The organism is Paenibacillus sp. EKM211P (genome assembly GCF_011066175.1).
GTDB lineage: Bacteria > Bacillota > Bacilli > Paenibacillales > Paenibacillaceae > Paenibacillus > Paenibacillus polymyxa.
Genome location: NZ_JAAMNS010000006.1, coordinates 21,090 through 44,549, shown reverse-complemented (window position 1 = coordinate 44,549; position 23,460 = coordinate 21,090). Strand labels below are relative to the sequence as shown.

Genomic DNA, 23,460 nt, shown 5'->3' with positions numbered 1-23,460 from the left:
TGTTTCCCCTATGACGTGTGTTCTTTGTGATACACGTGATCGTTGTGTAGGTTGTGATGCTACCGATTGGTTTTGTAGCAAAGAAAGTGGTCATTGGTGTACTAATAATGATAGCGATTAATTGAAGTAAAGCTCGCAACGATAGGACTTTCAAACACAGGTAGTCAATTAGGAGGTCTGGGAACTAATCTTCTTGGACTTCCCCCTATTTTGTAACTTTGAGAGGATGATCAATAGTGATTAGTGCTCCATTTAAAAAAAATCCCGTCAAAATCATAGAACAAAATGAAAAGTTATACTTATACAATATAAAAACAAATGGGCTTTTTCAGATTGATGATGTCGTAGTAGATATATGTAATAGCGAAGGTAAGAGCATTGAAGAAATATATGAATTACTTAAATATCGTTCTAGTAGAGAAGAGATAGATAGGTTATTAGCCAGTCTGAAGGAAGCATCGGTTATATATAATAAAGATTTGCCTATTCAAAAGGAATCTAAAAGTTGCAATGATGAGCAAGTAAGTCTATCGTCTATAGTCCTTATGCTGGTTCAAGAGTGTAATCTAAGATGCTCTTACTGTTATGGAGGAGACGGAGAGTATAATGATCGAGGGAGGATGGACACAGAGACCGCATTAAAAGCAGTTGATTATCTGTTTAATCATTCTGGCGAAGAAGAAGAACTGAATATTTGCTTTTTTGGAGGGGAGCCACTTCTGAACATTGAAGTTATTAAAGAAGTTGTAGCCTACACTAAGCTAAAACTAGAAAAATCAAATAAACGTGTTACATATAGTATGACAACGAACGGTACCTTGATTTCCAAAGAAATTGAAAACTTTTTATTAGATCATCATGTTTCTATTCAGATAAGTCTAGACGGTGATCAAATGACGCACGATTTCAATCGATATTATCAGAACAGAAAAGGTACCTATGAAATCATTTTAAATAGAACAGAAAGTTTAAGAAAAAAGGGTGCCATAACAGCAAGAGCTACGATTTCATCAGTACAATTGGATATAACACATACACTTACACATTTAATGGGGATTGGTATCCGCCATGTTGCGATGTATCCTGCAGTTGAGATGCTTAGTGAGGAAGACTTTGAGAAGTATGCACAAGAATTCACCAAATTGGTTGTTCATTTTGAATCTTTGCTTCAGGCCAAAAAATATGGGGAAGCACGTCAAATATCGAACATTCTAAAATATTTGCAGATGATTCATTCTTCTTCTAAGCGAGATTATTTTTGTGGAGCAGTCTCGCATATGCTTGCCGTTGATGTGCACGGTAATCTTTATCCCTGTCAACGATTTGTTAATGTAAAGGATTATTCTTTAGGGAATGTGAGGGAAGGGATGGATGTAAGAAAGAAGAGTGGCATGCTTAGTGAGATGCGTTTAGAGAAGAGAACTGTATGCGGAGAATGTTGGGCTAAGAATCTATGTGGTGGAGGTTGTCCTCAAGAAAATATGGTGCTTAGCGGTTCGATTAATGAGCCAGTGGATAAATACTGTAACTTTACTCGTAGTGCAATAATGGATTGTATGAAGTTGTATTTACGATTAACTAAAGAAGACAAGACAAACCTGTTCTCAGCTAAGCAGCAGCGAGAGCAACTATTGGAGGATGCCTCATTTGACAATTGATATTCAAGCTTTAAGTAAGTCGTATGGTTCTCACCAAGTACTTAACGAGCTTCATTTTCACATTGATAATGGTATATTCGGACTGCTTGGAGACAATGGGGCGGGTAAGACCACTTTAATGAAAATTCTTGCCACTTTACTTAGATTCGACCGAGGGAAAGTTGAAATATTCGGACATTCTTTGAAAAAAGAACCTGATGCTATTCGTTCTTTACTGGGTTACTTGCCGCAGCATTTTGATTTCTTTCCAAATGTGACTATTTTGGAATCCATGAACTATTTTGCAGCTTTAAAAGGTATTCAAGGTAAACATCATATTCAAGAGGAGACATCACAGCGATTAATTGAGGTAGGACTTATCGATCAAGTTCATAAAAAAATAAAACATTTGTCTGGGGGAATGAAGCAGCGCTTAGGAATTGCTCAAGCTATGTTAGGACAGCCTAAGTTGTTAATTGTAGATGAGCCTACGGTTGGACTGGACCCCAAAGAACGAATTGCTTTTCGAAACTTGCTTCAGAATTATGGAGAAGACCGGATTATATTGTTATCTACTCATATTGTCCCTGACGTTTCAAGCACATGTGACAAACTACTCGTTTTAAAAGAAGGTCGTTGTCTGTACCAAGGGGCTATAGACGATATGATTCGAACTGTTGAGGGTAAAGTATGGTTGGTTGATGTTGGCAAGCGTCAATTGGAACAATTAAACCAACAAGCTCGAATCACTTCCATTGTGCGAAAGGAAGGAAGAATTCAGGCTCGATTATTGTGTAACTACCCTCCAGATTGTTGTACAGAAGTCACACCTGAAACGGCTAATCTTGAGGATGCGTATCTGTACATTTCTGATTCGGAGGAGAGTTAGCAGAATGGGACAAGTAACCAGAGCCCTAGTACAATTCGAAGTTTTGCTTATGAAAAAAAGTGTAGTGTTTTTTATAGCACTAACGTTCTCTTGTTTTTTAATTCCTTTATTTTTATATCTAGGAGCAGGGAATAAGAATAACGAGTTATGGATATTTTTGCATCATGGACAAATGTTCTTTACCATATTACTAATGCCGTTAATGTATTCTGTTCTTTATGATAGTGAGAAGCAAAAAATGATCTCTTCTGTTATTATGCCTAAATTACTTAAAGGAGCCCAATATTTTTATTGTAAGAGCTGTGTATTATGGGGAGTGGTTTGCTTATTTCAATTTGTCGCTTTAGCTATGATTGGTGTAGTTCAATGGACGACTCATAGTAAGGCTCCATTCTTGATACTGCTTCAGCTAACAGCAGCAGGTGTAGCAACTATGGGGTATTCTGTTCAAATTACCGTCATATTGAACTTGGTCTTACGTAAACAACTGTATGTGAACATTGTGATGCTCGTTTACCTTCTAATCAGTATTACTATCAACTTTCCTTACATTTCAATCTGGTTTAATCCGGATTGGATTATTTCCAATTTCTTCACACAGTCGTTTTCTTTTGGGCGAGTATTCCTATTTTTGCTTATATGGGTATTGATGAAAGTCAGTAATCATCTATGGATGGCGAGGGTACAAGGATGAATGGAATTATAGTTCGTTTCTGGCTACAGCTTTTATTTCGAAGAGAACAAGCAGTAACCTTGCTCGTTTCCTTTAGTGTGGTTCTTTTATTCAATTTAATAATGAATGAAGGTATTGCAATAACTTATAGTGTTAACTTGTTATTTGTAGCTTTTTTTTCTTTACAGATTGCGAGTATACACAATCGTAATCATACAGAACCGTATATATATATTTCTGTCTTTCCTAATTACCGTCTAATCGCTTACCAGCTTTATGTTTCTTTAATTCTTTCGTTTCCTTTCTTGCTCATGATGGTAGGACTTTTATGGAAATCATTCGCTGATGTTTCACTATGGAATTTGGTTATCATTGTATTTTTTTCTAGTGTTTTTTCATCGATGTTGGGTCTCTTCCTGGGGCAGGTAGTAAAGCATTATGGGTTAGCCTTTACTTTTCTCATTGCTTTTTACCTTCCTATAGGTTTAGTTTCCTGGTCTTTTAATGAAAAGTTACGTTACATATCTCCTATAGTGAATATATTCAACCCCTATATGGTCAACTGGCGAAATCTTTTTGGACTCTTAGGCTGTAGTTTATTATTTTACGGATTAGGCACAATGTTATCCAGTCGGCGTGGAGGCGGCAAAAAGTCTATAATCCCTTGGATTAGTACAGTCCTTGCTTGTAGTATATTGATGGGCGTATGGGGATATGAGAGGCTATTTAATGAGAATGTACAGACATCGTCGTTTCAAAAAATAACTGTGGGGCAAACACAAGTAGAGTATAAGGGAATTAGTTTGTATCAGGCGAGGCAATTTGCCACCCTTTTCGAAACGCTGTATCAAGTGGCTAAGAAAAATGGGACACACCCGGTTCGCTATACCTTGGAAATCACCCGAATACACTCCATGTCATCGTTCGAGCCGAAAATAATAGTTCAAAATTATAATAAACTTCAAATCAATATTTATTCAAATAAGCTTTTAGAGTTTAATTTCGGAATGGATTGGGCGAGTAAGTGGATTGATTACATTTTGCCGCAATCAACTCACTTCTCCAATGAGCAAGTGGACGCATTTAGGCGCGTCAAAAGTAATGTTATTGTGGAAGTTCGCAGAAAAAATCCTGGAAATGTCTATACAATTCAGGGAGAATGAGAGCTAAAATAACGAGAATTCGTGAAGAACCAATAATAGTGGATATAAAAGAAAGGGATGGAATGAATGGAACGTGAGATAGACCATTTGAATATAAGAGCTATATTTCATTCATTCCAATATTGGCCGAAATTAACTAGGTTGTTATGGAATACAAAACCTATCTATTTTATTATCATCATCATTGGTTATCTTTTAAAAGGAATACTCCCGATTGCCAATCTCCTTTCCATACAGTTTTTGGTTTCTGAAATAGAAACAAGACCATTATCGCATATGCTTCAAATAAGCACAGTGTACCCTTTAGTTCTTGTGATGTTTTGTGGTCTGCTCATTTCAAGTTTAATTGAATACTCTGATAAACTGTTCCAAATTACTCTGATAAACCAATTACAAACATTGATAGTACAACAAACATCAACATTTAATCTTTCGGATTTTGAAAACCCGCAAGTACATAATCAGCTCAAAAGAGTTCAGAACGACTCGATAGATAGACCTATCCAGATCTATAAAGAACTCATTAATTTGTTAAGTTCCATGGTTACACTATGCTCTAGTATTGCCATTTTACTAGCGTTCAGATGGTGGATTTTACTTATTCTCATTCTTTCTCCCCTAGCATCCTTTTATTCTTTACTGAGGTTCACACAAATTCAGTATATAGCTAAAAAGAAACGTGCTCCTTTACAACGCAAATCTAGGTATATTAATTATTTGCTCACTAATGACAAGTCTTTTAAAGAAATCGTATTGTATCAACTTAGTGACTATTTAACGGCAAGATATAAGAGCATTTTTGATGTTTTCTATAAAGAGGATAAGCATTTAGCCAAAAAACGTATCACTTTATACGTATCATTTCAACTGATAAGTACATTAGTTATAGCCATAGCTTTGATCATGATTATACAAATAACATGGAAAGAAAAATTACTTGTTGGCAGTGTTTATGCATTAGTTCAAGCAGTATTATTAACTAATCAAAATATTAACACGGTATCTCAAGGATTGATTTCATTGTGTGATCATAATCTGTATCTGGATGAATTATTCGCTTTTTTTAACATAAAAGAAAAACAAGAGAATTCTAGTATGTTACTAAGAGAATCAGGTATATGTGTTGATTCAACAATAGAATGCATAGAATTTAAAAATGTTTCATTTGCCTACCCAGATCAAAAAGAATTAGCTCTCAAAGATATAAGTTTTAAAATGAAGCGTGGTGAACCTCTTGCTCTAGTGGGCAGGAATGGATCAGGGAAAACAACAGTGATAAAACTTTTAACGGGGTTATATGAAGACTTTGAAGGAGATATTTTAATCAATTCTATCTCGATTCGAAATTACAATAAAGAAATGCTTTACAAGAAAGTAGGTGTTATATTTCAAGATTTTGTCCAATTTGATTTTTCAGTAAGAGAAAACATAGGTTTTGGCAGTATAGGAGATCTTGAACTTGATACTAGGATATGGGAATCGGCACAACATACAGGAGTAGATTCGGTAATACGAGATTTGCCTAATCAATTAGAACAACAGCTAGGAAGAAACTTCGAAGGGGGTATACAGCTTTCAGGAGGGCAGTGGCAAAAGATAGCTATATCGAGAGCGCTCTTCAAAGATGCTGACGTTTATGTGTTAGATGAGCCAAGTTCATTTCTTGATCCAGAATCAGAAAAACAACTATTTCGCCAATTTCGAAATTTTGTTATTGACAGGCTTTGCCTCTACATTTCTCATCGTTATACCTCTGTTTTATATGCAGATAAAATTTTAGTTATGGAAAAGGGTCAGATTGTAGAAGAAGGAACCCACCAAGAACTAATTGAAAGTAGAGGATTTTACTATAATTTATTTTCTGACGAAATTAATACATTCCAGAAAGCGCTAGTTATTAATGATGTACGCTAACTGTGTAATGAGATTCCGGTAATTAGTGGGACTGCGAACAGAATTGTTTTTTACCTTATGAGAAGTAGACTATAATAAAAAAGCGGAGCTTCCCATTGAGAGGCCCCGCTTTTGGGCTTCACATTGGACATTTCCTATATGAGTTAGACAATATTGATAGGATATTGTACGAATTTTTTTGTCTGTAAATCCGGGTCATTGTCGCCGTAACTTAAATATTATATTTGTCAGCGAGGAAGGACATAGACAGCGTTATATTGGGAGAGGTTGCTTACATATAATAAATTGATAGACGGTATAGGACTGCTTAACAGTGGAAAAGGAATGAAGGATTTGTGAAAATGATGATAAAACATACAAAAACATACAAAAGAATCCGATATACCTCTAGAATCACTTATTAGAAGAGAATTGGAGGTTTTAGGATGAATGTATCTTTTACATCATCTCACCAATCGCCGTTCAGCACCACAGATAACAACCGACTTGAAATACGGCATCCACTTTCCGCTCAGGCTGAAAGAAAGAGTATAACCAAGCCGCAAAACAAGATTATTCAACAATTAACAGAGCAGAAGCAAAATTTAATGGAGAGACGTTCAAACTATGTAAGTAATGCCCTCAAGCGTGGTCTCGGTCCAGAAGCAGTAAAGGCTGAAATGGAAGAGATCGATAAGCAGATTCAGCAAATTGATGAGAACATTCAAAAACAGTCACTGGAAGAACAAAAAAAGGCCTTAGGCATGGATGAGGACAGTAAAAAAGAGGCTCAGGAAGGTAAAAAGGAACAATATATACCCAAGACTGCTGAGGAACAGAGACAGAATCTGATCACCTATACCATGCATGGTATAGTATCTGCAAACAATGAGTTGAAGAATGCCAAAATAGCTAAAATGGCACAAATCACATTGGGAAGCGAGGCTAAGGGCTGGGAAAGCACTAACCCTGCAAAATCAGCGGCTTTGCGTGAGAAGGCAGAAGGGCTTGACGGAAAAATTATGGGAATCGCTGCGAGTATTAATGAGCGCATCAGTGAAGCCGCGAATAATGCACCGACGATGACTGAACGGGATGAGCCAAAGGATGAGAAGGAGGTAAGTCCAGAGGCCGGCAGAGTGTGGACTGAACAAGAAATCAATGCCTACCAGGATTCGGCTAAAAAAGAGGAGAAGGCTGCAGGTACGAACGTAAATATTGCAGTCTGATCCAGTTATTTTGCGTATAGTACACGAACTAGGAGGGTGCTTATAGACGAACGCTAACGTTCGTAGAGGCACCCTCCTCTTACTTAATGAAATGGAACAGAGCAGTGAGAACCATTTCGCGATCCGAAGGAGGAGGGGGAGAAACAATGAATGCCAAGATACATGTAGCCATCATTGACGATGGGGTGAATGCTGACTTCCTGAACTCTCATTTATTATACGACGTCGAAATAGCGCATGGGGGCGCAGAAGATGGGCGTAGCTTAAATCACGGTACGCTGTGTGCTGCTATTGTACAAACGTATTTCCCGGATGCGATGATTAGCAGTGTGAAAATAATGAACGATAGAAAAGGAAATGCGGTGCAGCTTTGTGCCGCACTGGATTGGTGTGTAAAGCATGGGGTACAGGTAGCGAATATGAGCCTGGGAAGCATAAAGTATCGGGATCGAGAAATGCTGCGAGAAGCTGTAAATGATGCAGCTAGAGCAGGACTGATTATGGTATGTGCTGCACAAAACGGGGGGCTTCTTACTTATCCGGCTTCTTTTGCTAATGTGATTGGAGTACGCTGTGACCGAAGCGGCATACTTATGGTAGGGCAATATACATATGATGCTGAAAAAGCTTATTCAAGTGGTATTGAATTTACCGCTTTTGCCAGACATGAACTGGTAGATTCAACGGGAGGGATTGTGCGCTGCTCCAATTGCAATAGCTATGCCACTCCATTCGTTACGGCCCAGGTGTGTAAAGCTTTGCAGCAGTCCAAGCATGTTCCTTCTATAGAGAAGCTAAAATATATACTGTATGAGAATAGCTACCGTCCGATACAGGATACGGATTTACCTGTAATCCAATACAAACATCCAGATTGGATACGACGTGCACATGTGTTTAAGGGGGAGGGTGTAGTTGGCTCGGTAGCACCTTATTATTTTCAGACCCCATATGAAGCCCAAATTCCTCGCACAAAAGTAGCTGCATTCATCGAACAAGCGATCCTCCGGGAGCAGGAGCAGCAGCCGGATTCAGCCTTTAGGACGGGAAAATGGAGTGGGGATCTGACAGATACGATTGTCTTGCTGGGCACAATGGAACCAGAAGAGTTGCAGGAAGTGGAGCAATTGGCTGTGCGTTATAGAAAACATGTCGTTTATATCTCTACAAGTCAACGCCACACTCCTGCCCCGCCTTTTTTATCTGACCATTTGCGCTGGTGGCAGCAAGAGGATCATTTCTTTATAAAGCAGGAGGAGACGATTGCGATAGAAGCTTCTCACATTCCGCTTATTTGCATGTATTATAGCAAGGAGTTTGATATCCTATATTTTTTGCATGTGCTGAGAGATTTCTTTGCCCGAGATGGATATCAAAGCTGGATCGTGGTAGACCAGCCTACCGCTATGCTGCATGATATGGAGTATTTGCCTCTTAAAGCTGCAATCCATGGATTACAGGCATTAATAATCGCTGCCGGGGCAATGGCTTATAGTGCGTATACGGATATTGCCATTTTCTGCGTAGAGGCTCAGCATATTTCAAATTGGAGCAAAGAGCAAGATGTATCAGGGGTTGATATTGAGCTTTCTGTGATATCTGTAGCAGAGGCTGACAGCATTCAAATCTCTATACAGACAGAGCAGCGATATTCGCAAGAATGGGTTTTTCCGGAGTTAAACGAGGGAGATATAGGTCGTTTTTATACAAGTTTAGAGCAGCTACTGGTAAACTGATATATAAAATACGTAACCAAATACTTATCGTTTAATATCATTTAATTAATATATATATTAAGTATTTAATAATAATATTGACTATGCTAATTATGGTGTGATATATTGAAAGCGTTAATAAAATGGCTTGTTAGCTTTAGGTACAACAAATTTTATTTTCGCATTCAGAGAGGATGGTTTAGGTGGCAGCAGCTGTAAAAGCAAAGATGATTGTAGACAAATCTTTTCGTATTGCTGAAGTCGATAAACGCATTTATGGTTCTTTTGTAGAGCATCTCGGGCGTGCTGTATATGGTGGTATTTATGAGCCTACTCATTCGACTAGTGATGAAAGCGGTTTCCGCAATGATGTTAAAGAACTGGTAAAAGAGCTGGATGTTCCTATTATACGCTATCCGGGCGGCAATTTTGTATCCGGTTACAATTGGGAGGATGGTGTCGGCCCTGTTGCATCGAGACCTAGACAGTTGGAGCTGGCGTGGAGAACAGTGGAGCCGAATGAAGTAGGAACGAATGAATTTTTTAAATGGGCCAAGGATGTTGGCTCTGAAGTAATGATGGCGGTAAATCTGGGTACGCGTGGAATTGATGCGGCGCGTAATCTGGTGGAATATTGCAATCATCTAGGAGGCTCCTATTGGAGTGATTTACGTCGTAGTCACGGTATAGAGCAGCCACATAAGATTAAAACCTGGTGTCTTGGCAATGAGATGGACGGACCGTGGCAGATTGGTCACAAGACAGCGGAGGAATATGGTCGTCTGGCTGTAGAATCTGCAAAAGCCATGAGGCTGATTGATCCTGACATTGAACTTGTATCCTGTGGAAGCTCCAGCTCCACGATGCCGACGTTCCCGGAATGGGAGGCAACCACACTGGATCATACGTACGAGGTAGCCGACTATATTTCCCTGCACCAATACTACGGCAACCATGACAATGATACGGCTAATTATCTGGCACGTTCCATGGACATGGATCATTTTATTCATACTGTCATTTCGACTTGTGATTATATCAAAGCGAAGAAACGTAGCAAGAAAAAAATGATGCTCAGCTTTGACGAATGGAACGTATGGTACCACTCCAATGATGCAGACAAAAAAATCGATCCATGGTCTGTGGCACCACCGCAGCTTGAGGATATTTACAACTTTGAGGATGCATTGTTGGTGGGCAGCATGTTGATTACGTTCTTGCGTCACGCGGACCGTGTAAAAATGGCTTGCCTGGCTCAACTGGTCAACGTTATTGCGCCAATCATGACCGAGAATAACGGAAAAGCGTGGAAGCAAACGATCTTCTATCCGTATCTGCATGCTTCCCGTTATGGTCGTGGGGTATCACTGATGCCTGTAGTGGATTCCGAAAAATACGATTCCAAGGACTTTACAGACATTCCTTATCTGGATAGCGCTGTGGTTTATGATGAAGAGGGAGACGCGCTGACTGTCTTTGCAGTGAACCGTCACTTGTCTGAATCGCTGGAGCTGACGGTAGATGTACGCAGTTTCGAAGGCTACCGTATTGTCGAGCATACCGTGCTGGAGCATGATGATCTCAAAGCGACCAATAGCCCAGCTGGAGAAAAGGTTACGCCTCATAACGGTGGCAATGCCAAGCTTGAAGACGGAATTGTAAAAGCTCATTTGGGCAAAGCCTCGTGGAACGTTATTCGTCTTGCTAAATCTCATTAATTCTCTTTCTAAAAGGAACGGACTGAGTTATACCTAAAAAAGTCCGCATTCTCTCTTGTAAGGCTACTACAAGAGCAGGAATGCGGGCTTTTTGTATAAAATGAGCCATTTGTCCCTCCATCAACATAGTGCTCGAAAGGAAGAGGTAATTCCAATAAATATTATATTTATTCCTAAATTTAACTAGGTAAAGATGATCCTTAATCACTAAGTGTTCGTGCCTCGTACATTTTTATGAAGTTAATTAGACCCAGTGCCCACACTCCTGGGTGAAAAAAGGCCCTGTTGTACCGTTGTCAATGAATTGATATCTGAAATGAAGGTGTGTAATCCGTCTTAAATCCACGTTATACTTTAAAAGATAGCTATTTTAAATAAAAGATGGCTGTAGCATTTCGTGAAAGGAATGATCTCTATGAGTCAAACAGACGAATATCGTTTTCAAGTAAATTTGGGCGGCATGATTGATATTTTGGCCAATCATTTATATAGCAGTCCACGGGTGTTTATACGTGAAATACTACAAAATGCAACAGATGCGATCACGGCTCGCAAGGAGCTGGGGAAGGCTGCTGCTGAAAGTAAACCATTGAAAGAAGACAATACTCTTGGAGATACAGCTTTTGAGAGTAACGACTATGAAGGCAAAGTCATCGTAGAGCTATCCGGTGCCGGGGATCAGCAGGTATTGATGATTCAGGATAACGGTATTGGATTGTCTGAAGAAGACATTCATCGGTTTCTGTCGATCATCGGGCAGTCTTCCAAGAAGGGGGCTGATTTGCTAACCTCGGAGACTTCATTTATCGGGCGTTTTGGGATTGGCTTGCTGTCTTGTTTTATGGTGAGCGATGAAATTGTAGTACTGACCCGTTCGGTGAAGGAAGGCATCTCTATGGAATGGAGAGGGAAGCCAGATGGGACGTATACGATTCGTCGATTAGAGACTGAGCTGCCTATAGGGACGCAAATTTATTTGCGCTGTAAGCCGGGGAGCGAGTTTTATTATGAGCCAGCGCAGGTGAAAGACTCCTTATTTTATTATGGAGCCTTGCTGCCATATCCTGTCCTGCTGTCTGTAGACGGGGAGACTAAGCAGGTCAATCTTCCATCGACAAGCTGGATGCAGGACCCGGAACAATTACGGAGTCGACGCGGTGAGGTGCTGGATTTAGGCTATCGCCTAATGGGTGAGCGCTTCAGTGATTTTATACCGCTGCGGACGGCATCGGGCAGAACAGGCGGGATTGCATTCATTTTGCCTCGCAGTGTTAATCTGAACAGCAAGCGGCTGCATCGGGTGTATCTGAAGCATATGCTCGTGTCCGACAAAGCGGAAAATGTATTGCCAGAATGGGCATTTTTCATTAAAAGCCTGATTTGGACAGACGAATTGCAACCAACGGCATCTCGTGAATACTTTTATGAAAATGAGCAGCTTGATGCGGTTCGTTCTGAATTGGGGACCTGTATTCGCGAAGAACTGCTACGCATGGCGGAATATGAGCCAGACCGCTTGCAGAACTGGATTTATTTACACGAGCTGTCCATGAAGGCGCTCGCGGTCGAGGATGATGAATTTCTGCGGATTATGCATCGCTGGTTTTCCTTCGAAAGTACATTTGGACGGCGCGAGCTGAGTGAACTGATCCGAGAGGCGGGCGGACGTCCGCTCCATTACACGGCGACCGTGGATGAGTATCGTCAGATTACGCATGTGGCGGCAGCACAATCCATGCTAGTGATCAATGGCGGATATATCTATGATTCGGAAATTTTAAAAAGGCTGCACTGGGTCGACGCTACCCTGCACACAGAACGACTTAGCCCTGAAGACGTATCTCTTTCTTTTACCGGACTGACGCAGGAAGAGCATACAAAGTATTACGGTGTGCTGCGTGTGATGGATGCTGCTTTACAGCCGATGCGTTGCCGCGCTGAGTTGAAACGTTTTGAGCCTGCGAGCTTGCCTGTGCTGTACACCATTTCACAGGATGCACTAACCTTGCGCTCTATGGAAAACACCGTTGAAGAGACAACTTCACTTTTTTCCAATGTGCTCGATAGTCTAAAAGCGGGAGTCCAGCAGAACGCGGGCTATTCGACCTTGTATTTTAATTTAAGCAACCCGGTAGTGGCGCGGATTTTTGAAGCTACCGATACACAGATGATTACGGCTGCAACAGAAATGATGTATGTGAATGCGCTTATGATGGGTCACTATCCGATGAACCGCAGTGAGCTAGGGCTGATGAACCGGAGTGTGCTGCATTTTATCAATTGGGGATTAGGGAACGGACAGAATACGTAATTGCGTAATTAAAGGAGGATTCAAATGGAAGAGACGATATATGAAATGATGGAGCAGGCGCAGGATATGCCCGGAGGGGCGGCAAAGCTGGCGATTCTGGAAGAGGCTGTTCGCCTGGCGGATACTTCAGGTTTGAAGGAGCTCGCTTATGAAATTCGGGGAGAGATTGTAGACTGTGCTATTTTTAACGGATATCCGTTGAAGTCGCTGATTGCTTTTTCATGGCAGCTGGGTCAATTTGACCAAAATCCAGAGGAATACGACCCCGTTGAGCTGTTGTGGAACTATAAATGGATACTTGGAAAGGTGTGCAGTTTTCCGAATATATCAAAAACTCAAATCGAGGATCTGGTAGAGGATATGCGCAGACGTTATGCTGAATACGGGTATAATGAGCGACCATATTACTATTATAAGTTCCGCATCGCGATGGACATGGGTGAACTGGATGAAGCACGGCGGTATCTGGATATGTTCCGCGTAATTGAGCCAGACAGTATGAGTGATTGTGAAGCCTGTGAGCAGAGCCAGATGGTGCGATTCTATTATTTGACCGGAGAAGACGAGCAGGCGCTTGCCGTGGCAAAACCGATTTTATCGGGACGGATGAGATGTGCAGAAGTGCCGCATGTGACGCTCTCGCAGGTGCTATTGCCGCTGTATCGTCAAGGCGAGGTTGATCAGGCGAAGGAGCAGTATCGCAAAGGCTATCGCCTGGTTCGTGATGACCGTGACTTCCTGAAAACGATAGCAGAGCATATTGAGTATTTGACGGTTGCAAATCCGATTGAAGGCATCGGAGTGGTGGAACGTCATTTGCACATCGCATTGGACTATGAGAGCGGATTGGAGCAAATGTATTTTTACGCAGCGATGGTAGGGCTGCTGCAAAAGCTGGATACTTCGAGAAAACTTCGTTTGATTCGGATGCCTGCATCTTTTGAATGGGGCAAACAGGAACGTACGTTAGAAGAGATCATTGCGTACTTCAGACCACTGGCAGAGTCTGCGGCAGCTGAATTTGATCGACGGAATGGAAATGCATTTTATTCGAAATGGATTGGGAAGATTGTTCAACCGGCGTAGAAGAACAGGCGACTGTGGCGAATATTTTATACAGCCCAAACAATGAACGAGTAGAATGTTCTTGTTTGAAATGACAGGAGGGATTATATCGTGACTATGACCCAGAAGGTAATTAATTTTGCGCATCGCGGAGCTTCCGGGGTATGTCCTGAAAATACGATGGCGGCTTTCCACCACGCGTTGGAACTGGGAGCAACAGGCATTGAAACGGATGTGCAGCGTACCCAAGATGGGCATTTGGTGCTGATTCACGATGAGTCGCTGGAGCGCACGACAGGTTGCCGGCTGGATGTAAGAGATATCACGCTGGAAGAATTAAATAAACTGGATGCAGGCAGTTGGTTTGATGAGAAATTTCGAGGCGAGCGGGTACCGATGCTGGATGAGTTATTGGAACTGGCCCAGTCCTCGGATACCATTATTAATCTGGAATTGAAAAATAGTGTTCATCTCTATCCGGGGATGGAGGAAGAGGTTATTGCCGCTGTGAAGCGTTTCGGATTGGAAGAGCGGGTGATCTTATCCAGCTTCAATCACGAATCGCTCGCGCTCTGTGCGCAGATAGCCCCTGAGATCAAGACGGGAGCGCTATATATTGAAATTATGGTTCGCCCATCGGAATATGCAACCCAATTCGGGGTTACAGCACTTCATGCCTATAAGCAAGTGGTTACACCAGAAGCTGTGTCTGAGGCCTTGGCATTAGGTGTCGTCTACCACCCATGGACGGTGAATGAGCCGGAAGAAATGGAACGTCTGCTGGAGGCTGGAGTGAACGGCATCATTACAGACTACCCAGATCGTTTGGCGCACATTCTAGCTGTCCACTCTTCTTAAGAGGAAGGCGCAGCAAAACTACACTACTACTAGAGATTGTACGGAAATAGTAGTAGAAATGTATTGAATGAAAAAAGACTCTCCTACGTACTCGCTTTCACGAGACAAGGAGAGTCTTTTTTTGCTTGAGCCGAAGAGAATATGATCACGACAATTTTGATCCCGTTCTATTTGATGCCAAGTCTCATACGATAGCTGAACAGGATATCCAGTGTTCTGCCTTCAAAATGATTCTCTACCAGCTTCACGAAGCGAGCTATATCGTCGTCAAGCGTTCGATTGCCAAGTTTGAAAAGACTCTGAATCCCCCCTTGGCTAAGAGCGAGCCCAGTATAACGGTCTGCGTCACATTGCTCACGATTGTGGAAGACAATCTCCCGAGTATAGCGAAATTGTCCGCTGCGTTGCAGATTGGCTAGATGCTGATCCTTGCTCCATTTATGAGCCTGTTGCTCTACAGGAGCTTCCTGTTCCAAAGTGGCATCTGCTTTGGTGATAAGCTCTGTATAAGCTTGCTCTATCTGCCATTGCAGCACTGGAGGCCAGTCACAGTCAAAGGCCGCAAACACACCGCCTTGAGCCAAGACCCTGCCTGCTTCCTGAAGCGTGCTCTCGGGGTCCATCCAGTGAAAGGATTGAGAGCAGGTAATGACGTCTACAGTGCTGTCCTCAAAGGGCAGGTTGTTGGAGAACCCGCTCTCGAAGGAAATAGCTCCTGCCATTGTCGTTCCTGCTCTCTCCAGCTTGCGCTGCGCTATTCCTCTCATGTCCGGGTTAGGCTCGATGCTGACGATTCGCTGAGCGCTGTCTTTCCATATGAAGGTTGAAAGTCCGGTACCGCAGCCAATATCGGCAACTAGCTCTACGTTCCGATCCAGATAGCGGCTGATGATTTCCACCACGAGTGATGGCGCTTCTGGACGGTGCTGATCGTAGTTGTCGGCAAAGCCATTGAAACGATCCACATTACTTTGCAGATTTCCCTCAGGAATCATAGGGTCTTTTCCTCCTTAGCTTCGGCCGGGCGACCGAACAAATTCCGATGTTCTGTACTCTTACATTGTACAAGTTTATGTGCTTAACCAGCTACTTTTGTGTTTTCACAACATCATCGGATTTCGGTGGAGGAAAGTCTCCTATTTTATCATTGAAGCAAGCGCCCACTCACGCATCATGGAGTCAAGCATTGGACGCAAATCTTCGCGCTGCATGCCCATGTGGAGCACCGCTTCCAGATAGCCGGCTTTATCACCAATATCATAGCGTGTGCCCTCCAGTTCCAAGGCGAGCAGTTGGTTCTGCAATGCTACTTGATGCAGAGCATCTGTCAATTGGTATTCACCGCCCGCTCCAGTCGACATGTTCTCTAATATGGAGAAAATAGAAGGCTCCAATACATAGCGACCAATGACGGCCTGTCGCGAAGGAGCATCTGCTGGAGCGGGTTTTTCAACAAGCCCGCCGACTTCATGAATAAGACCATTCTGGCGGATAGAGTCAATAATGCCGTATTTACTTACATCCTGTTCTTCCACTGTACGCACGCCGACCACTTGCTTGTCAGTGGCTTCGTATACATCCATCATTTGACGAATCGCCGGAGTGGAGGAATTCATAATATCATCGCCCAATAACACGGCGAAGGGCTCATCGCCAATGAACTGACGGGCGCAGCGCACCGCATGTCCCAAGCCGAGCGGTTCTTTTTGACGGATATAGTGAATGACGGCTTTGCCCCCGATGCTTTGAACTTCACGCAGAAGATCATATTTTCCCTTGCTCTCCAGTACTTGCTCCAGCTCTACAGACTTGTCAAAATGGTCTTCGATGGCTTTTTTATTACGCCCCGTAACGATAATGATGCTCTCAATTCCAGATTTGATGGCTTCTTCAACAATATATTGAATGGCTGGTTTATCTACGATTGGAAGCATCTCTTTTGGTAAAGCTTTCGTAGCTGGCAAAAAACGGGTTCCCAAACCGGCGGCAGGGATAACGGCTTTTGTAATTTTTCTCATAGAGATTCACTTTCCTTTCGGGATGGGGAACCGAATACCCAGTATCGGCTCCCGATATAATTGATGATCATTCCGGCTGCGGTGGCGATCAGCTTGCCTAAAGCAAGCGGCAGCTCGGTTTCAGTGTGAAGCACTTGCAGCAATAAGGAGGTTATCCCCAATACGATGAGGTTGATGACGATAAATTTGAGTAACTGACCTTTGCCTGTGTTGTTTGCTTGTTGTTTGCTGAATGTCCATTTGCTGTTCAAAATATAACTGTTGGCTGTGCCGCAGCTGTACGAAATGATCTGCGCCACCACGACCGGCACTCCGGTCCAAGCCAGTAGCGTAAAAATGATATAATCTACTCCTGTATTCACCAGACCTACGATGCCAAATCGGATCATAGGAAGCAACTGGGCCATGCGACTTTTCATAGTTAGGCCCCACGACCGGATTTGGGTCCAGTATATACCGCGCTGTTGTCGCGTACTGTACGTCCGCCCGAAATCAGACTGTCACGGGCTCCTTTCATGTACAGGGACTCGCGTTGTTCAGGAACCTTCATAGCATGTGTCGGACCGTTATCATATTGTCCACCTAGACGCTCACGGACAATGTAGAGTGGACGTGCTTTGGTTTCGTCATAAATCCGTCCAATATATTCACCCATAATACCGAGAATAATCAGAATCACTCCGTCGAAGATCAGGCTGATGCTAATCATGGATGACCAGCCTTTCATCACATAGGAATCGGTGAAAAAGTTAAGAAACAACACATACATCAGATACAGGAAGCCGGACATGGACAAAAGTGCGCCGATATAACCTGCCAGCTTGAGCGGCTTAATCGAAAAGGATGTGATCCCGTCGAGACTGAGCTTGATCATGCGTTTTAGCGGATACTTGGTTTCGCCTGCGAGCCGCTCATCGCGCTCATATTCAACAGCAGTTTGTTTAAAACCGATCCAACTGACCAGACCGCGTACGAATCGGTTATTTTCAGGCAGACGTTTCAATTCATCTATGACCTTGCGATCCATTAGGCGGAAGTCCCCGGTGTCGACCGGGATATTAATATCCGTTGATGCTTTAAGTACGCGGTAAAAGAGGCTGGCAGACCATTTCTTGAAGCGAGTTTCGCCATTGCGTTTGAGTCGTTTGGCGTAGACGACTTCATATCCTTCCTTCCACTTGTTAGCCATCTCAACAATCAGTTCCGGCGGGTCCTGGAGGTCAGCGTCAATGACGACGACTGCCTCTCCCACCGCATAATCCATCCCAGCGGTAATTGCTAGCTGATGACCAAAGTTGCGAGAGAAATCAATCAATACAATCGTGTCATCTCTGAGACTGAATTCCTTGATGAGTTGGACGCTGCGGTCCGAACTTCCATCATTGACGAAGATCAGCTCGTAGGGCTCGCCCATTGAGCCCATGACTTGTTTCAGCCTCCGGTAGGTTTCCGTAATAACGGCTTCCTCGTTGTACATCGGGATAACTATGGAATAACGGATAGGTTCACTCATTCGTAGTTCCTCCTCATTTATAATGTGATTTCGTATAAAGTACCGCTTCCGCCACGCTCGTCTCCGCCAAATCCACCTTGACCATCCTGAGCGCTTGCGTTGGTGTTCGTGGTGTCGTTTCCGCTGTTCGTTGCTTTCACTGCTGTACTTGTTTCTGCTGTGGTTGTTGTTTTCCATTCATCTGTAGGGATTACTTTGCCGTGTTCCTTGATCCAAGCAGTGACTTCGGAGTTGCCGCCGTCCGGTCCACCGCCGCCACCAGAAATCATAAAGTATTTCACTTGCCCACTTTCGACCAGCGCCTTGATTTTATCGACGGTATAGACCGGATCGGAAGACACAAAACCGTTCATAATAATTACTTTTTGTCCGGCCTCGACCAGGTAAGGAGCGGCTGTTGAATAATTGCTTGCTGCGAAAAGATAGGTTTCACCTGTGTTATTTTTTTGCAAGTAGCTCAATGTTTTTTGATCTAAACTTTGGCTACCGTTCGGGCCTCCCATTCCTCTGGAACGGGTAGAAGTTTTTTGTTCCGTGTCTGTACTTGTTTGTGTGCTTGAAGTATTTCCAACAGAGTTGGAATTCTCTGCATTTTGAGTCTGGTTATTCATTTGAGTTCCTTCGGCTTGTTGACCATTGAAGCTTGCACCTCTATTGCCATCATTGCGGCCTGGCATTCCGCCACCGCCGTCGCCAAATTGAGTCGGTCCAGCTTGTGGGATCATGCTGTTCCCCCCGTAGACGATTGGTGTCAATGCCCAGTACACAGGGCCGATAAACATAGCGAGTACACTTGCGATAATGGCATATCTTGTGAACTTCTCGGATTTCATTCGTGCTACCACCAGGAGTGCTGTGCCGATGATCCCTAGGATCAATACCGCGATGGACCAGCCACTGCCGATGGTATCGTTGTAATTTTGTAGAATGAACCAGCTAAATACCGATGTTGCTAATACTGCCACGGGTAACAGCCAGGAGAGCCAGTTGGAACGCTCACGATACTGCTGCCACAATTCTACGAATCCTGCTCCGAAGAGCGCTGCAATCGGTGGTGCGAGCATAATTAGGTAATAATGATGGAAGAAACCTGCTACGCTGAAAAATGCAGCTACGGGAATCAACCAGGCGAGCCAGAAGATAACTTCTTTATGTTTTCGTGTGATATTACGGCGTCGAATACTGGCAAGCAGGCCGATGGAAGCAATGATTGCGAACGGAAGCAGCCAGCTGGCTTGGCCTGACAGGGAAGATTGGAACAACCGCAAAGGTCCCTTTTCACCAGTACCGAACATGCCGCCACCGGAATTTCCACCCTGGCCACCGCCTGGACCACCCTGGCCCTCTCCACCTTGTCCGTTCCCCCCGAATCCGCCGGGTGGTATTTGACCACCTGCACCGGGTCCGCCTGCTGCCATGTTGTTGGCACCAGAGTCATCCGTAGTGGTAGTGCTGTTGGAGGATGTAGTCGTCTGGATCTGATCCGTGTTCGTAATGTTGCTATTCGTTGCAGCGTTATTGTTTTGCTCTGAGCGTTGACCGCCACGATTGCCACCTGTCCCCTGATCTCCTGTCAGGCGAGACAGGCCGTTATAACCGAAGGCCAAATTCAGTACAGAGTTGGTTCCGCTACTCCCCATATAAGGACGTTCATCGGCCGGAGTGGAATCCACTACGACTGCCCAAGAGAGCGATACAATCAGGAGAACCACTGCCGATCCTGCCAACGTTATTGCTTTTCGTTTCCAGTTATACTTGGAAGCCAGCAGATAGAACAGGCCCAACGCAGGAACGATCATATAGGCTTGCAACATTTTTTCGTTAAAGGCAATGCCGACGACTGCGAAAGCAGCCAGGATCAGCCCGGTTTTGCTATTTTTAAGGCCTCTGAACAATAGCCAAGTTGCGAGCAATAATGTGAAGACCAACATGGCGTCAATGTTATTCGTGCGGCTAACCGCTACGGCTATCGGTGTTGTTGCCATGGCGAAGGCAGCCAAACGTGCGGCCAGTGTACCAAAGCTCGGTTTGACGAGTAAGTAAACGAGCAAGACCGATCCGACCTGAGCCAGTGCCTGCGGCAGGATCACGCTCCATCCGTGAAGTCCGAATATATAGGCGCTCAACGTCTGAATCCAGAACACCACAGGCGGTTTGTCTACCGTTACCGATCCTGCAGAATCAAGTGAGGCGAAAAAGAAATTGTGAAAACTCTGCAGCATGCTTGCTACTGCCGTCGTGTAGTAGGTGTTTACGTACTTGTCTTGCCAGATGTTGTATCCGTTCAAAAATGCGGATATCAGCATAATGATGATCAGGGGGATGTCCGCCCTGGTCTTAAACCATTTCTTAATCATGTTCATTCCACTCCCTGTGAAAGTTTCTTTGTATTTATTCCGATCTTGGCCCGGTGAACTACCGGCTTGCTATTATCATGCCAGACGTACCTTAATGGGTTCTGAGCGCTCCCTGAACGTTAGCTGAAAGCTGGGGTGAGGTGCTTTTTTTACGGCAGGAATCAGGTATATTAGATACAGGTAAAAATGAATCGACTTTTAATATGATAAAAATGAAGCAATATGAAAGGGAAGATTAATAATGAATCCAATACACGGAGTTAAGATTATGCTGGCGGACGACGAGCCTCATATTTTGCAATTTTTAGAGCTTGGACTGATTAATGAAGGATATGAAGTCAGAACCGCTGAGAACGGGAGTGATGCACTCGATCTGGCAAGAGAGTTTCGTCCGCATGTAGCGGTGCTGGATGTAATGATGCCTGAAATGAACGGATTTGAGGTATGCCAAAGTCTCAAGGAGACAGAGGATAACATCGCAGTTATTATGCTGACCGCCAAGGATGATGTGGACGATCGGGTAAAAGGGCTCAAGCTCGGCGCGGATGATTATATCGTTAAGCCCTTCAGTTTTAATGAGCTGCTGGCTCGTATTGAAGCGCGTTTGCGAAATCAGTTCCCTGACCTGTTGGGGGAAGTGGTTCACGGACCCTTTCAAGTGGATGACCGACGAAAGGAGATTCGCTATCAGAGTCAGGTGCTGGAGCTATCGCCTACCGAATACGAACTATTGAAGTTTTTGGTGTTAAACCATGGAATCGTGCTGAGTAAAAGTCGTATTCTAGACCGAGTCTGGGGGTATGACTTTGGGGGAGAGGATAATATTGTGGAAGTGTACATTCGCTCCTTGCGAGAAAAACTCAAAGATAAGGAGCATCGGGTCATTCGGACGCTGCGTGGTGTTGGGTACCGAGTGGATCTGTTATGAAGGCGGGGAGGAAAAAACGGAGAAAATATGCGCTTCGTTCTCTCCGGTCCCAGCTTTTGGCCAGAACCTTACTCATTTTGGCATTGCTGCTCGTGTTGATCGGTTTTCTCCAATACTTTCTAATGAAAGATTTTCTGTATCGCAGTCGAGCAGACGCTATGAATACACAGCTGAATTCAATTCCTGTCGACTTATTGATTAAGGATTCACGGGATAATAGTGGGGATGGGATCGCCGCTCCCCAAGATGATACCAATCGGAGAGGTAATCGACCGGGGCCGTTTTTGTTTTGGCCGGATATGTCGCTTGCTTCTATAGGTATAGACGGCACCTTCCAGAGCTTGTCCAACGAAAATGGGCTTAAACCGCCGCGCCTCACCACTCAGCAGTATCAAGCAATGCAGCAGAGCAAGCGCATGCGTCACGGCTATCAATTAATTACGGATGCACAGGGAAAAGAGCAGCTAGTTGTATTTCGCCCGCTCGGTCCACCAGACCGTTCGTCAGGGTTACTGCAAATGGGCGTATCCACGAATTCCATGCAAGAGCAGCTGATTAATCAACTCCGCACCTTTATTTTATTGTCTCTGATTGCACTTGCGATTGGTTTGGCGCTTATGCTTCCTGTGCTTCGCCGTACATTGGTGCCCCTTTCCAGAATGGTCGAGGCAGTCAAACGTATTGATGCGGGCAATTTGGACGAGCGCTTTGACGCAGAGCAGGGTCAGTATGAAGTAGATCGCCTGGCAGTTTCATTTAATGGAATGCTGGAGCGGCTGGAGCATTCTTTTGCTGCCGAGCGGGAATTGCAGATGCAAATGCGACGATTTATTGCGGATGCTTCTCATGAACTTCGTACCCCGCTCACATCCATCCACGGTTTTTTGGAAGTGCTGCTTCGTGGAGCAGCATCCAATCCGAAGCAGCTCCAATCAGCACTAGAAAGTATGTATGGTGAATCCAAGCGCATGAACAAGCTTGTCTCTGATTTGCTATTGTTGGCTAAGCTGGACCGAACACCGGAGTTGAAGCTGGAAGACATATCACTAGATGCATTGCTGCTGGAAATGAAGCCACAGCTCCTTATGCTGGCAGGCACACGTAAGGTATTTTTTGATATGACGGCAGGTGTTCGGGTATTGGCAGAAGGCGATAAGATCAAACAGGTCGTACTTAACCTGTTTCACAATGCTGTTCAACATACCGATATAGAGCAGGGCGTGATCCATGTCAACCTATCGGCTGGTAAGAAGCTGGCAGATATTCAAATTCGTGATAATGGACCCGGCATGGGGAAGGAACAGCTGGAGCGGATATTTGAGCGATTTTATCGTGGAGATGAATCGCGTACACGCAGCTCAGGCGGAGCGGGCCTTGGTCTGGCTATTACGCAATCAATCGTGGAAGCACACGGAGGGAGCATTACAGCTGAAAGTACACTGGGAACGGGAAGTATATTTAAAGTAACGCTGCCTTTAGCAGGAACAGTATAG

18 protein-coding genes are annotated in these 23,460 nt (G+C 43.8%); 13 read left to right on the top strand and 5 right to left on the bottom strand.

From position 1 onward, the window contains the following. Nucleotides 1-236 precede the first annotated feature (236 nt). The 11 genes from papB (at nucleotide 237) to G9G57_RS11645 (ending at nucleotide 15,151) form a co-directional block, all read left to right on the top strand. A complete protein-coding gene (papB, locus tag G9G57_RS11695) occupies nucleotides 237-1,658 on the top strand; it encodes a PapB family radical SAM/SPASM ranthipeptide maturase (RefSeq protein WP_017425690.1) in 1,422 nt (473 codons plus the stop codon). After that, nucleotides 1,648-2,526 carry an ABC transporter ATP-binding protein gene (locus G9G57_RS11690; RefSeq protein ID WP_017425691.1) on the top strand — a complete coding sequence of 293 codons (879 nt, stop codon included), beginning with the start codon at nucleotides 1,648-1,650 and terminating at the stop codon, nucleotides 2,524-2,526. Before papB ends, G9G57_RS11690 begins: the two co-directional genes overlap by 11 nt. Before the next feature lie 4 nt (nucleotides 2,527-2,530). Then, nucleotides 2,531-3,220 (top strand): hypothetical protein, encoded by a 690-nt coding sequence (locus G9G57_RS11685; protein WP_017425692.1) that lies wholly within the window; start codon nucleotides 2,531-2,533, stop codon nucleotides 3,218-3,220. Beyond that, nucleotides 3,217-4,362, top strand: a complete 1,146-nt coding sequence (locus G9G57_RS11680; protein WP_164964973.1) for a hypothetical protein — start codon at nucleotides 3,217-3,219, stop codon at nucleotides 4,360-4,362. The genes G9G57_RS11685 and G9G57_RS11680 overlap by 4 nt, the downstream gene beginning before the upstream one ends. 66 nt (nucleotides 4,363-4,428) lie before the next feature. Beyond that, nucleotides 4,429-6,276 carry an ABC transporter ATP-binding protein gene (locus tag G9G57_RS11675; protein WP_164964972.1) on the top strand — a complete coding sequence of 616 codons (1,848 nt, stop codon included), beginning with the start codon at nucleotides 4,429-4,431 and terminating at the stop codon, nucleotides 6,274-6,276. Nucleotides 6,277-6,701: 425 nt separating this feature from the next. Beyond that, a complete protein-coding gene (locus G9G57_RS11670; protein WP_164964971.1) occupies nucleotides 6,702-7,484 on the top strand; it encodes a muscle M-line assembly protein unc-89 Uncoordinated protein 89 in 783 nt (260 codons plus the stop codon). A 146-nt stretch (nucleotides 7,485-7,630) separates the two neighbouring features. After that, nucleotides 7,631-9,220 (top strand): S8 family serine peptidase, encoded by a 1,590-nt coding sequence (locus tag G9G57_RS11665; protein ID WP_164964970.1) that lies wholly within the window; start codon nucleotides 7,631-7,633, stop codon nucleotides 9,218-9,220. A 182-nt stretch (nucleotides 9,221-9,402) separates the two neighbouring features. Continuing rightward, nucleotides 9,403-10,917 (top strand): arabinosylfuranosidase ArfA, encoded by a 1,515-nt coding sequence (gene arfA, locus G9G57_RS11660; protein WP_164964969.1) that lies wholly within the window; start codon nucleotides 9,403-9,405, stop codon nucleotides 10,915-10,917. Between the two features lie 415 nt (nucleotides 10,918-11,332). Then, nucleotides 11,333-13,228, top strand: coding sequence for an HSP90 family protein (locus tag G9G57_RS11655; protein WP_164964968.1), 1,896 nt, complete (start codon nucleotides 11,333-11,335; stop codon nucleotides 13,226-13,228). A gap of 24 nt (nucleotides 13,229-13,252) precedes the next feature. Continuing rightward, complete coding sequence (locus G9G57_RS11650; protein WP_013368997.1) at nucleotides 13,253-14,314, top strand: hypothetical protein; 1,062 nt, start codon at nucleotides 13,253-13,255, stop codon at nucleotides 14,312-14,314. A gap of 90 nt (nucleotides 14,315-14,404) precedes the next feature. Beyond that, a complete protein-coding gene (locus tag G9G57_RS11645) occupies nucleotides 14,405-15,151 on the top strand; it encodes a glycerophosphodiester phosphodiesterase (RefSeq protein ID WP_164964967.1) in 747 nt (248 codons plus the stop codon). 167 nt (nucleotides 15,152-15,318) lie between these two features. Here G9G57_RS11645 and G9G57_RS11640 read toward each other — a convergent pair whose 3' ends face one another. The 5 genes from G9G57_RS11640 to G9G57_RS11620 form a co-directional block, all read right to left on the bottom strand. Beyond that, nucleotides 15,319-16,146 carry a class I SAM-dependent methyltransferase gene (locus G9G57_RS11640; protein WP_164964966.1) on the bottom strand — a complete coding sequence of 276 codons (828 nt, stop codon included), beginning with the start codon at nucleotides 16,144-16,146 and terminating at the stop codon, nucleotides 15,319-15,321. 141 nt (nucleotides 16,147-16,287) lie between these two features. Further along, nucleotides 16,288-17,169 carry a UTP--glucose-1-phosphate uridylyltransferase GalU gene (galU, locus tag G9G57_RS11635; protein WP_164964965.1) on the bottom strand — a complete coding sequence of 294 codons (882 nt, stop codon included), beginning with the start codon at nucleotides 17,167-17,169 and terminating at the stop codon, nucleotides 16,288-16,290. Next, nucleotides 17,166-17,588, bottom strand: coding sequence for a GtrA family protein (locus tag G9G57_RS11630; RefSeq protein ID WP_164964964.1), 423 nt, complete (start codon nucleotides 17,586-17,588; stop codon nucleotides 17,166-17,168). The genes galU and G9G57_RS11630 overlap by 4 nt, the downstream gene beginning before the upstream one ends. Nucleotides 17,589-17,590: 2 nt before the next feature. Beyond that, nucleotides 17,591-18,682, bottom strand: coding sequence for a glycosyltransferase family 2 protein (locus G9G57_RS11625; RefSeq protein WP_013369002.1), 1,092 nt, complete (start codon nucleotides 18,680-18,682; stop codon nucleotides 17,591-17,593). Nucleotides 18,683-18,699: 17 nt separating this feature from the next. Next, nucleotides 18,700-21,039, bottom strand: a complete 2,340-nt coding sequence (locus G9G57_RS11620) for an ArnT family glycosyltransferase (protein ID WP_185156687.1) — start codon at nucleotides 21,037-21,039, stop codon at nucleotides 18,700-18,702. Between the two features lie 241 nt (nucleotides 21,040-21,280). Here G9G57_RS11620 and G9G57_RS11615 point away from each other — a divergent pair, with 241 nt between their 5' ends. Together G9G57_RS11615 and G9G57_RS11610 are read left to right on the top strand one after the other, a co-directional pair. Continuing rightward, nucleotides 21,281-21,967 carry a response regulator transcription factor gene (locus G9G57_RS11615; protein WP_014599406.1) on the top strand — a complete coding sequence of 229 codons (687 nt, stop codon included), beginning with the start codon at nucleotides 21,281-21,283 and terminating at the stop codon, nucleotides 21,965-21,967. After that, on the top strand, nucleotides 21,964-23,460 hold the full coding sequence (locus G9G57_RS11610) for a sensor histidine kinase (RefSeq protein WP_040102334.1): 1,497 nt from the start codon (nucleotides 21,964-21,966) through the stop codon (nucleotides 23,458-23,460). Before G9G57_RS11615 ends, G9G57_RS11610 begins: the two co-directional genes overlap by 4 nt.

Coding starts and splice junctions, on each gene's coding strand:
- G9G57_RS11685 (WP_017425692.1), top strand. CDS start 2,531: ATGGGACAAGTAACCAGAGCCCTAGTACAATTCGAAGTTTTGCTTATG.
- G9G57_RS11680 (WP_164964973.1), top strand. CDS start 3,217: ATGAATGGAATTATAGTTCGTTTCTGGCTACAGCTTTTATTTCGAAGA.
- G9G57_RS11675 (WP_164964972.1), top strand. CDS start 4,429: ATGGAACGTGAGATAGACCATTTGAATATAAGAGCTATATTTCATTCA.
- G9G57_RS11670 (WP_164964971.1), top strand. CDS start 6,702: ATGAATGTATCTTTTACATCATCTCACCAATCGCCGTTCAGCACCACA.
- G9G57_RS11665 (WP_164964970.1), top strand. CDS start 7,631: ATGAATGCCAAGATACATGTAGCCATCATTGACGATGGGGTGAATGCT.
- G9G57_RS11655 (WP_164964968.1), top strand. CDS start 11,333: ATGAGTCAAACAGACGAATATCGTTTTCAAGTAAATTTGGGCGGCATG.
- G9G57_RS11650 (WP_013368997.1), top strand. CDS start 13,253: ATGGAAGAGACGATATATGAAATGATGGAGCAGGCGCAGGATATGCCC.
- G9G57_RS11640 (WP_164964966.1), bottom strand. CDS start 16,146: ATGATTCCTGAGGGAAATCTGCAAAGTAATGTGGATCGTTTCAATGGC.
- galU (WP_164964965.1), bottom strand. CDS start 17,169: ATGAGAAAAATTACAAAAGCCGTTATCCCTGCCGCCGGTTTGGGAACC.
- G9G57_RS11630 (WP_164964964.1), bottom strand. CDS start 17,588: ATGAAAAGTCGCATGGCCCAGTTGCTTCCTATGATCCGATTTGGCATC.
- G9G57_RS11625 (WP_013369002.1), bottom strand. CDS start 18,682: ATGAGTGAACCTATCCGTTATTCCATAGTTATCCCGATGTACAACGAG.
- G9G57_RS11620 (WP_185156687.1), bottom strand. CDS start 21,039: ATGATTAAGAAATGGTTTAAGACCAGGGCGGACATCCCCCTGATCATC.
- G9G57_RS11615 (WP_014599406.1), top strand. CDS start 21,281: ATGAATCCAATACACGGAGTTAAGATTATGCTGGCGGACGACGAGCCT.
- G9G57_RS11610 (WP_040102334.1), top strand. CDS start 21,964: ATGAAGGCGGGGAGGAAAAAACGGAGAAAATATGCGCTTCGTTCTCTC.